Raw genomic sequence first — 12,012 nt, 5'->3', positions numbered from 1 at the left:
ATGGGTCGGCCGTCGCGGTTACCACTTCCCCCAAGGCACGGACCAGCCGACGGATCCGCTGTCGAACCCGGCGGTCGGTTGGCCGAGGAAGGTGAAGGCCGTCCAACGGGTCGAGCGGTAGTTGTAGATGGTGTACATGTCCGCGCGCCCGTCCCCGTTGACGTCACCCATCAAGGCGGCCGAGTTGTTGGTGTTCCAGTTGTTCGGTCCCGTGTCGGTGCTCATCACCGGGGCGCCGAACAGGCCGTTCGGTGCGGTGGTGAAGGTGTAGAGACTCATCCTGTCGACGGGGTGCCCGTACATCATTGCCATCTCGGCGCGCCCGTCGCCGTTGACGTCGCCCGCGGTGAGCTGCACGGCCGACCGATTCCAGCCGGCGCCGGCAGCCCCCCACCCCGCGGTGGGGGCGGCGAACGTACCGTTCGGGTTGGCGAGCGCGGTCATGGCGGACACGTCGCCGTTGTCGTACATGTAGACGGCGCCGATGTCGGTGCGCCCGTCGCCGTTGAAGTCGCCCGCCGTGTAACGCGCGCTCTCGTACCACCACCAGCCGGGGTTGACGATTTCGAAGCCCTTGACCGGGGCGTCGAATCCGCCGTCGACCCGCGACGGGAAGGTGAGGTAGGCGATGCGTCCGTCGGCGTAGCCGTACACGGCGAGGAGTTCGTCGCGATGGTCGCCGTTCGCGTCGCCGGCCAGCAACGTGGTGCGATCCCAGTCGAAACCGGACGCCTGTTCCCAGCTCATCGGCCCGTCGACGAACCCGCCGTCCGGGCGCCCGAGCTTGGTGTGCAGCGCGACTCGCCCGTCGCCGTACCGGTACAGCGCGCCGATGTCGTCGCGGCCGTCTGCGTTGAAGTCGCCCGTCGCGTATTTCGCGGAGTCGACGCACCACCAGCCCGTGGGGTTCGTCCACGACTCGAAGGGGGCCTCGAAGCCGCCGGACGCGTTGCCCACGTGGGTCCACAGGCCCGCGGCGCAGTTGACGTAGTCGACGATCGTGGCGATGTCGGCCTTGCCGTCGCCGTTGAAGTCGCCTCCGAGCGTGTTGTGCGTCGTCGGGGTCTCACCGCCGTAGGTGTAGGCCGTACTGAAGCCGTTGGCCTTGTTCCAGCGGATGTAGCCGCCCTGAAGATCGCTTCGCCGACCGTTCGAGACGTCGTACTCGTCCGACGTCGGGAACCCGAGGTAACTGTTCTCCCAGTTCCGCGCCTCCCATTCGCCCCGGATACCGCCGTGAATCTCGTGGGCACCGGTCTCCGGGCTCCAGTAGATCGAGGCTGTGTCGATGCTCCCGCCCGGCCACCGGAAGTGCACGTACTTGCCGGGCTTGACCGGGGTGGCGGTGGTGCTCGTGGACGGCAGTGCCCATCCGGGACCGCCGAGCGCGAGGTACTTGTCGAGGATCGGTCCGCACAGCTTCTGCGTACCGCCGGCCGCGCCCGGGAACGTCGCGCAGTAGTCCCACGCGTCACCGTCGAGGTTGCTGCGAGGGCCGTGCACGGTGCGGCCCCCCGGGTACAGGTAGCGGTTTCCGTCGGTGGCGCCGACCCACAGGTCGGGGATGCCGTCGGCGTTGACGTCCGGGATCGCGGTGATCCAGGCGATGGCGGACGCCTGCCAGCCCCCGGCGCCGTACGCCGTGTCGTCGCCGGAGTCGCCGAGGCGCGCGAGATCGGTACCGGTGCCGGCGGCGGGCGCCTTGCCGGGCCGAAGCATCAACTTGCCGTCGCCCGCCTTCTGACGCAGCAGCAGGTCGAACGTGCCGTCGCCGGTGATGTCACCCGCGCCGTGGATGGTGTACGCGCCCATGCCGCCGGCCTTGACCTTGCGCGCGGTCAGCAGTGACGCGCCGGTGTAGCCGTCGAAAGCCCACAGGTCGTCGGCGGTCGTGGCGAGCATGTCGGGCAGTCCGTCTCCGGTGGCGTCGCCGATCGTGAGAATCTGGGTCAGGTCCTGCGGCGCCGGCGCTCCCTCGGGCAACAGGAGTTCCATGCGCCCCTCGGTGTCGACGCCGCCTCGGCCGTTGCCGGGGTAGATCCACAGTTTGCCGTCCGGCATGCGCGCGACCAGGTCCTGGAACCCGTCACCGCCCCACCAGTCGCCGTGGTAGGTGGTCAACGCGTCCTTGAAGTGGCCCGCGGGCACCTGGGACCGGCCGGGGCTGCCGCTGCCGTCGTCGTTCTTGACCGCGTCGATGGACTGGTTGAGCCGGCCGCCGGAGAACGACGGGTGGATCCGCAGATTGCCGTTCGGGTCCACCGCGGCCAGGTCGGGGATGCGGTCCCCGGTGAAGTCCATCGGCCCGTCGACCTCGTCGCGCGGCTCGACGAAGAACGTGTAGACGGTCTGGCTCGACCAGTTGCCGCCGGTGTCGAGCGCCTTGACATACAGCTGTACCGGACCGGCGTGTGCCGGTGTGTGGTTGATCGTCACGCTGCCTCCCGGAGACGGCGCGGCGACGCGAGTGTCCAGCAGGTTGGTGTCGAAGCTGTAGGCGTACGCGGTGGTGTCGTTCGATCCGTTGGCGGCGAACGTGAAGTCCCCGGGGGTGCCGTAGTCGGCGCCTTCGGGCCATGCGTTGTCGCTGCCGGCCCGGTACTGCGGCGAGGTGACCGAGGGCGGGTTCGGGGCGGCCTTGTCCACCCTGAAGTGGCATGTCACGACGGCGTTCGGGTCCGAGTCGGCTCCCGTCCAGTCGTTGGCCTGCATCCGGAACGAGTACGTCGCGCCGTCCTGGAGCCGGGCCATCGGGATGCGGTGGTGGATCCAGCCCTGCCCGTCGACATCGAGGTAGCCGAACAGCACTCGCTCGCCGCCCGCGCTGGAGTCGACGGTGACCCAGATGCGGCGCAGGTCGCCGTCGGGGTCGGTGGCGCGCGCATTGATCGTCACATCCGTCATGCCGACGACCGGGTACGGCTCGGTGGTCCGGCAGGCGCCGCCCGGCGAGATCGAGATGTCGGTCGGCGGATTCGGCGGGCGCCAGTAGACGACTTCCAGACTCGGGTTGACGTCGAACTTCTTCCAACCGTAGGTGTCGGTCTCGCTGTCCGCCTGGAGTTTGAAGGTGATGTCGCCCCAGCCGTTGTTCTTGGCCTGGTCGACCGCGTTCCGCGCGTTGAAGCCGACCCAGTCGCCCGGGCAGGACGCGCTGTAGCCCTTGGCGACGTTGACGCTCTGCTGTTGGTCGTACTGGCCGGGTTGGTTGTTCCAGGTGGTCGAGGAACTGATCGGCCCGGTCAGGTACAGGCTCACCGGCCGTGCCGAGCAGGACCACGAGTGCACTTCCAGCGCCCGGAACGTCGCCGCGGAGATGTTCGCCCCGCGCAGGCTCGGGTCGAACGACATGCGGAAGTACGAACGCGCGGTGCCGCCGGAGGTGTTCTCGTGACCGACGCGTGCGTTCGTGGTGCCGCCGTTGTAGTTCGCGCCCATCCAGAACGACGAGCCGGGGTGTGGCTTGTAGGCCAGGGTCCAGGCCGCCGAGTGGCCCCAGAACGAGGGGTCCACGAACACGGGGAAGACCGTGTCCGGGTTGTCGAGCAGCTTCCGGTCGGGCGTCAGGCGCAGGCGATCGCCCTCCAGGCTCGACCCGACCACCGCCTCGTGGGTGCCGGGTTCGGGGCCGTTCAGAGCCGGCAGACCCGGGAGCTCGGGGGCGTCCGGGGGAGCGGGCACGGATCCGGCGACGAAGGACGTCTGGCGCTGACTCCACAGGCTGTCCGGTGCGTGGCCGGCGGAGTCCCACATGAACGGCGTCGGGGACGCGGCCACTTCGCCGCCCGCGGCGTCCACGACGCGCGTGACGCCGGACTCGTCGTGCTTGAACGCCAGGTCGACGGCAGATAGTTGCAGCGCCAACTCGGCGAGCTTCGGGTGCGCGGCGGCGTCCCGTGTCCTGACCACGAGGACCTGCGAGAAGCCGCCGTCCCGAGCGGTCAGGACGAGGTCGACACCCGGCAGCACATTCGGATAGACCGCCCGGTTCCCGGACGTCTGTGCGGTGGGCAGCGGTCCGTTCGGCCAGGAAACGGTGAAGGTGCGCCCCTCGCCGGTGGTCATCCGCACCAACGCGCCGTCCGGCAGGGGGGTTTGGTCCCAGGAGGGATCGATGGGAATGGGGCCCAGCGGTCCGGTCGGCCACGCTGTCACCACCGGGGGAACGGTCGCCGGTCCACCCGGGGTGGGCCCGGTTTCCCGGGGTGTCGCAGGTGTGTTCCCGTCGGCTGGGGGCACGCCGGACGAAGTCCCGCGAGGCGGGCCGCCGGTGGACTGGATGTCGTGCGCCGGCTTGCCGTCGGCCGGCGCGCCCGCGGCCAGTGCGCCTTCGGCCGCAGGTGCCGCGGCGGGGCGGCGGGGCGCCGGTCGCGGTTCGGGTCGGGTCGCGGCAGGCGAACCTCCGGCCGCGAACACGAGTTTGGTCGTGGTGGCCGTGGTCGCGTACCCGGCGCCGGTTCGCCGCAGGGTGGGGTCGACGTTCGCCCAGCCATCGCCGTTCTTCACCCGGATGGGGAGCACGCGCTCGGTGCGGCTGAACGACCCGTCCGGGTTGGCCACCGTCGTCCCGGTCGCCGTCAGCGTGGTTTCCACGGTGACGGGCTGCCCGGATTCGCGGGCGCGGCGCTGGGCGGCGTTCTCGTCGACGCGCACCGGCGCGGCCGCCGGCTCCGCCGCCCTGCGCGGATTGCCGCCGCCTTCGTCCAACAGAATCAAAGATCCGGCCCCCAGGGCCGCGGCCACCAGTGCAGCGACCGCCGCACCGACCCGCTTTCGCGGCCGACCGGCCGCCCATCGCAAACGCCCAGCCAATTGCGACACGCGCCGCCCCCTTATTCCCGCGATCTTGGAAACGACTCCGTCGCCGCGACCGAACAAACCCACCCAGGGCCGCGCGCGTAGCCAAAAAAGGCGCGCACGGCTAAAGGATCCGCGTCCCCACTTCCCGAGGCGCAGACATGCGGGTCACAGCATGGACCAAGCGGAGACTGCTGTCATGTCTCCAAAGCAGCACATTTCCTAAAGGCAGTCCTCGGTGGACCCGGGAGCGTCGAAATTCGGACGTTCTGTCGCTGCTTCGCTGATCCGGTGGCCCGAAGTCCCGGGAAAGAAAGGATCTTGACCGGGGAAATATTTTGCCCGAATCATATGCTTTCGAAGCCCTTGCGGGTGTGCATTTCATCCGCGAAGGACAATGATTGCGGCAAATAAAAAGTTGGCACTTTAAATTCCCACATGTTCGGTTTTAAGCAGGAAGAGAATCCGCCACGCGGGTATTCGGAAGCCGGTGACGGCCGTCACATCAATTGCCTCGGCTTTGCCGACCTATTGCTTCGGCGTCGATTTATCCGCGATGATCGGCGGCGCTCGTGTGGCTGCGGGGCTGTTTGTGGTGCCCGCGTTTCTGGGGGGCTTTTCGCGTGGTCGATCTGGGGTGGGCTCGCGGTCGACGCGAGCGGGGCGGTCTGGTGGGCGGCGGCGGTGGCCCGGGTGCGGTGGGGCGCCCCGCACGGATGGTTGCGGCGTCGGTGGCCGCGCTGTTGACGGTGACGTTGGTGCCGGCGCAGGCGATGGCCGCTCGCGCGCCGTCCCGGTCCGGTGTGCAACTACCGGAATTGCAGAAGGACAAGCCGGTTCCCGGTACGGAGAGCACGGCCGAGTTCAAGCTTCCGGTGGCGCCGGGAACGCAGGTCGAGTACGCGCCGACCCGTACGACGCCTGTGGACGGCGGCAGCGGGCAGATCGTCATCGGCACCGGCAACGGCGCCCGGCAGGCGAGCGGTTCCGCGCCCGGTGGTGGCTCCGCCGCGATGCAACGGGCGGGAAACCTGCCGATCTGGCTCGGCCCGGCCGGCGGGTCCCCGGCGTCCGGTTCCTCGGCCGCGAAGTCGGCCGCGGCATCGACCGACGCGACCACGGCGGAGACGCCGTCCGGGACATGGACGGTGACGGTGTCCACGCGCGCCGCCACGGAGGCGGCCGGCCTGGACGGCGTGCTGATGAAGCTGGAGCCGTCGGCCGGCGCGACCGCGGTCGATCTGAAGCTGAAGTACGACGCCTTCGAGCAGTTGTACGGCGCGGGCTGGGGTTCGCGGCTCAAGCTCGTGCAGTTCCCGGAGTGCTTCCTCACCACCCCCGACGCGCCCGGCTGTTCGGATGCGGTGGAGTTGGGCTCGGTCAACAACGGTGTCCTCAACGAGGTCACCGCGACGGTCGCGCCGCCCCCACCGGCCGCGCCGCAAGTCGCCGCGATGACCGCGTCGTCCGGCGGTTCGGTGGTGTTGGCCGCCACCGGCGGGAAGTCCGGTGACGCGGGCGACTACCAGGCCACCTCGCTCCAGCCGTCGGGCAAGTGGACCGCGGGTGGATCGTCGGGCGGATTCTCGTGGGACTACGGGATCGATGTCCCGCCGGTCGCGGCCGGCCCGAAGCCGGCGGTTTCGCTGGGCTATTCGTCGCAGTCGGTGGACGGACGCACCTCGACCACGAACAACCAGGCGTCGTGGGTGGGCGACGGTTGGGACTACCACCCCGGCTACATCGAACGGACGTACCGAGGCTGCTCGGACGACAAGACCAACGGCAACAACGCCAAGGACACCGGCGATCTGTGCTGGGGCAGCGAAAACGCCGTGATGTCCCTGAACGGCTCCACGTTGCCGCTGGTGAAGGACAAGACCACCAAGGCGTGGAAGCCCGCGTCGGACAACGGCACGCGCGTGGAACAGAAGTTCGGCGCGGTCAACGGTGACGACAACGGCGAGTATTGGTTGGTCACCACGCCGGACGGGAGCAAGTACCACTTCGGCCTGAACCGCCTGCCGGGCTGGGCGAACGGCAAGGCGACGACCGATTCGGTGTTCACGGTGCCGGTCTTCGGCAACCAGTCGGACGAGCCGTGCCACCAGACGGCGTTCGAGAACTCCGCGTGCGACCAGGCGTGGCGATGGAACCTCGACTACGTCGAGGACACCCACTCCAACGCGATGGCGTTGTACTGGAAGCAGGAGAAGAACTGGTACGCCAAGAACAGCAAGACCGACCAGCCCAAGCCGTACGTGCGAGGCGGCTGGCTGGACCGGATCGAGTACGGGCTGCGCACGGACGCGGTGTACTCGCGTCCGGCTCCCGCGAAGGTCTCGTTCACCGTCGGCGAGCGCTGCCTGGTGTCGGAGGCGTTCGACTGCGCGGACGCGAAGTTCACCAAGTTCTCCACGGACGCGCTGCACTGGCCCGACACTCCGGTCGACGCGATGTGCAAGGACACCGGCAAGTGCTACACCGGTGGCCCGACGTTCTGGTCCCGCAAGTGGCTGACCACGATCACCACCGAGGTGGCCAAGTCGGCCGGGTCGAACCAGTACCGTCCGGTGGACGTCTTCGAACTGAAGCACAACTTTCTCGACGCCCGCTACGACACCAACCCGCCGGCGTGGCTCGACTCGGTCCGGCGTACCGGTTACGCGCCCGACGGCACGGTCGCCTCGCTTCCGCCGGTGACGTTCCACGCGAACGCCGTCGACATGCCCAACCGGCAGTCCAAGCAGGGCGAGGCCCGCCCGCCGTTCAACCGCCTGCGGGTCGAGAAGATCTTCACCGAGACCGGCGGCGGCCTCGTCGTCAAGTACTCCGCGCCGGACCCTGCGTGTACCCCGGGCGCGACCAAGCCGGAGCCGCAGGCGAACACCTCCCGCTGCTACCCGGTGTTCTGGTCTCCGGACAGCGCGGACGATCCGAAGATCGAGTGGTTCAACAAGTACGTCGTCGACAACATCTCCGAAGAGGACTACGTCGGAGGCGCCCCCGCCAAGGTCACCGGGTACCGCTACCTCGACGGCGCGGCCTGGGCGAAGGACGACGGCGAGTTCACCAAGGCCGCCGAACGCACCTGGAGCCTGTGGCGCGGCTACGGACGCGTCCAGGTCGTCACCGGCAAGACCTCCCCGGACGAGGGCACCGTCGCCGGGCTGAGCGAAACCCGCTTCTTCCGCGGCATGCACGGCGACCCGCTGCCGTCGGGCACCCGCGTGGCCCAGGTCAAGGACTCCACCGGCGCCGTCATCGCGGACGACCTGCCCCCGTACCAGGGCCAGACGGCGGAGACGATCAAGTACCAGTCCGACGGCCAGGCCGTGGCCTCGCGGACGGTGACCGTCCCGTGGTCCAGGAAGACCGGGACCCAGCCGCGCACCGACGCGCCCGCGCTGGACATGTACCAGGGCTCGGTCGCCTCGACCACGAATTACGAGACCGTCAGCGGCGGTCGGGTCCGCTCCACGGGATCCAGGACACTCGAGTTCGACCCCGTGTACGCGTTGCCGCTGCGCGTCGAGACGACCGGGGACACGACCGTCCAGGGCGACGAGACGTGCACGGTCACGACGTACCTGCACAACCTCTCGGCAAACCTGATCGGGATAGCGGACCGCATCCGATCGTTCGCCTCCCTCTGCGCCGACATCGACACAGCCGGTCCCACTCGGGTGATGTCCGACGCGCGCACCGCCTACGACGGCGCGGACTACGGGGTGGCCCCGACGCGGGGGAGCCCCACCCGCACCGAGACGACATCGACCGACGGCACCGGACGGATCGAGGACTCGCGGACCGAGTACGACGTCCTCGGGCGCGTCACCAAGAGCTTCGACGCCAACGGTCAGCCGACCACGACCGCCTACACCCCGGACGGCAACGACAGCCCGACCTCGGCGGTGGTGACCAACGCGCTCGGCCACGCGACCACGACGACCTTCGAGCCCGGGCGCGGACACGCGCTCGACAAGACCGATCCCAACACCCGGGTGACCGTCTCCGGTTACGACCCGCTCGGTCGCCTGGTCAAGGTCTGGATGCCCGAGCGCTCGTCGGGCAACCGGTCGCCGAGCATCGAGTACTCGTACTCCGTCACCGGCACCGAGGCATCGGTCGTCACCTCCCGCACGGTTCGCGACGACGGCTCCTACAGCGTCGGAAAGACCTTCTACGACGGGTTGCTGAGGCAACGTCAGACCCAGAACGAGGCCATCGGCGCGGGGCGCGTGGTCACCGACGTCATGTACAACCCGAGCGGCGACGTCCGTCGGGAGAATGCCAAGTACCTGGTGTCCGGTGAGCCGTCGGACAAGGTCTACGCACCGACGTCGTGGACGCAGATCCCGTCCTGGACCGAGAAGAAGTACGACGGTCTCGGCCGTGCCACGACGGTGGAGACCTGGAACGCCGGAGTCCGCGCGAACACCGCGCGCTTCGAATTCGGCGGCGACTACACCGTCGAGATCCCGCCCACCGGCGGGATCGCCTCGCGCCAGTGGACGGATGCCCTCGGCCGCATCGTCAAGCGGGACCTGTTCACCGACACGACGCGCACGCAGTTCAGCGAGACCAAGTACGAGTACGACCTGCGGGGCAACCCGTCCAGGATGACGGACGCCCTCGGCAACGAGTGGACGTACAAGTACGATTCGCGAACCCGGTTGATCGAGACGAACGACCCGGACAAGGGCCGCTCGGCGTTCACGTACGACAACCTCGGCCAGAAGACGTCGTCGACGGACGCGCGCGGTGTCGTTCTCGTCCGGGCCTACGACGCCATCGGCCGGCAGACGACCATCCGCACCGGCACGCCGAACGGGCCGATCGTTAGCGAGTGGGCCTACGACGGGCCCGGCGCCAAGGGACTGCTGAGCAAGGCCACGCAGTACACCAACGGTCAGCCGTACTCCGAGGAGATCGGCGGCTACGACGTGGCGTACCGGGTCACCGGACGCACCATCAAGATCCCCGCGACCGAGGGCAAACTGGCCGGCGACTACCGGTACGGCTACACCTACACGGACACCGGGGCGCCGAAGGAGGTCGTGCTCCCCGCGGCCGGCGGCCTCCCGCAGGAGAAGCTCGTCTTCCGCTACAACGCGGACGGCATGCCGGTCAGCACCTCCGGCCTCGCGTGGTACACCTCCGACACCACCTACGACGCGTTCGGCAACGTGCTGCGCAGCGCCGCGGGCAGCGCGCCGAACCGCCTGTGGACCACCAACACCTACGACGAGGCCACGGGCGCGCTGAAGCAGACCGCCAACCACATCGAGGCCCCCGGGCACTGGTTGGGCGACACCTCCTACGGCTACGACAAGGCCGGGAACGTCACCTATTTGAAGGACCGCCGTCCGGGCGGGACTTCGGGTTCCACGGTCGAAGACGTCCAGTGCTTCAACTACTCCCCGCTGCGCTTCCTGACCGAGACGTGGACGTCGACGAACCAGTGCGCCACCGGACCGACCCGCGGCCCCGGCGGCACGGTCGGCGGCCCGGACCCGTACTACCGCGAGTACTCGTACGACGCGATCGGGAACCGGGTCGGCGAAAAGCGGTTCGACGTCACGGGGGACACCGCCAAGGACGTCACCCGGAGCTATGCCTACGCCCAGCAGGGGCCCGGTAGGAACCACGCCCTGCTCTCGGTCACCACGACCGCCGCGCAACCATCGCAGCAGCAGGACACCTACACCTACGACGCACTCGGCAATACCGAAACCCGCCGGGTGAACGGTGCGACGCAGACCCTGGCCTGGGACCAACACGGCAAGCTGAGCAAGGTCGTCGACTCGGTCCAGGGGACCAGCGAATTCGCCTACGACGTCGACGGCAACCGGCTGATCCGCCGTACCCCGACCGGCTCCACGCTGTTCCTCGGCGATACCGAGGTCACCGCCAAGCCCGACGGATCGGTCGCCGGCCTGCGGTACTACTCGCAGCAGGGCGCTCACACGGTCGTCCGCTCGACCGGCCCGACCGGCGGCCTCACCGCCATGGTCACCGACCACCACCAGTCGTCGCTGATCGCGGTGGCGCTCAAGCCCGGCATGCCGGTCGAGCGCCGGAAGATGACGGCATTCGGCGAGACACGCGGCGCGGCGCCCGCCAATTGGGTGGACAGAAAGGGCTTCGTCGGCGGGGAGGTCGACGACACGACCGGGTTGACGCTGCTGGGCGCGCGGATGTACGACCCCTCGCTGGGTCGGTTCATCTCGGTCGACCCGGTCATCGACACCGGCGACCCGCTCCAGCTCCACCCCTACATCTACGGCTACAACAATCCGCTCTACTACTCGGACCCGTCCGGGCTCTGGGGCATGCCCAAGTGGGCCAAGAAGACGGTCAAGGCGGTCCAGAAGGTCGCCCCGGTCGTCCACGTGGTCCTCGATGTGGCGGGCATGGTCCCGGTCATCGGCGAAGCGGCGGACCTGGCCAACGCGGGTCTCTACGCCGCCGAGGGCGACTGGGTCAACGCGGCGATCTCGGCCGCGGGCGCGATCCCCATCGCCGGCAACGCGGCGACGACGTACCGGGTCGCCGACAACGCGGCCGACGCGGCGGTGGTGACGGCGAAGAAGGCGTCGCCACCGACGCCGAAGATGATGCCGAATAAGTTTGTGCGCCCGAATCCACGCAAGTTCGAGGACGCGGACCGCGAGGAGAAGCAGAAAAAGGATGCCGATGAGTACATTTGGCTTTTCCACGCCACGACGGAAAGAAGTCTCGACAGCATTCTGAAGAACGGAATCGACCCGCAGTTCAAGACCCGCGAGCGTGATTTCGGTGACGGATTCTATGTGACGAACGATAAAACGCAGGCCGACAACTGGGCCCGCAAGCTGGCGAGGTCCGGAGACCGGGGTGTCGTGCTCATGTACCGGGTCAAAAAGTCGGAGCTCGAGACCTACACTCACGTCACGTATCCGAAATCGGGCGGACCGGCTTGGGAGGACACCGTTAAAAAGGGCCGGAGCGGCCGGAGCACGGGCAACTACGACTACATCGAAGGTCCGATGCTCATGAACCCGGACGGTTACAAGGACTATGGCGAGCGGCCGGTCATCAAGGGCCATCAGATTGCCGTGCTGACAGCAATCCTGGCCATGATCTTCAACAGGTGGTTCGCAGGCTTCTACTTCGTGTAGAGGTTGTTTTGCGGGATGGCCCCCGAGCCCCATTGGGCTCGGGGGCCGCGTT

At 68.5% G+C, this 12,012-nt stretch carries 2 protein-coding genes; one reads left to right on the top strand and one right to left on the bottom strand.

Annotated elements, in window-relative coordinates:
- Positions 1–18: 18 nt before the first annotated feature.
- A complete protein-coding gene (locus ACZ4FV_RS09935) occupies positions 19–4,707 on the bottom strand; it encodes an FG-GAP-like repeat-containing protein (protein WP_465322346.1) in 4,689 nt (1,562 codons plus the stop codon).
- An 821-nt stretch (positions 4,708–5,528) separates the two neighbouring features.
- Between ACZ4FV_RS09935 and ACZ4FV_RS09930 the strand changes: the two genes are divergently transcribed.
- Positions 5,529–11,960: an RHS repeat-associated core domain-containing protein gene (locus ACZ4FV_RS09930; RefSeq protein WP_402233061.1), complete on the top strand. Its 6,432-nt coding sequence runs from the start codon at positions 5,529–5,531 to the stop codon at positions 11,958–11,960.
- The last annotated feature ends 52 nt before the right edge of the window (positions 11,961–12,012 follow it).

The organism is Embleya sp. NPDC025285, assembly GCF_055558835.1.
The sequence above is the reverse complement of the archived record's forward strand: the minus strand, read 5'-3'. Positions and strand labels throughout refer to the sequence as shown.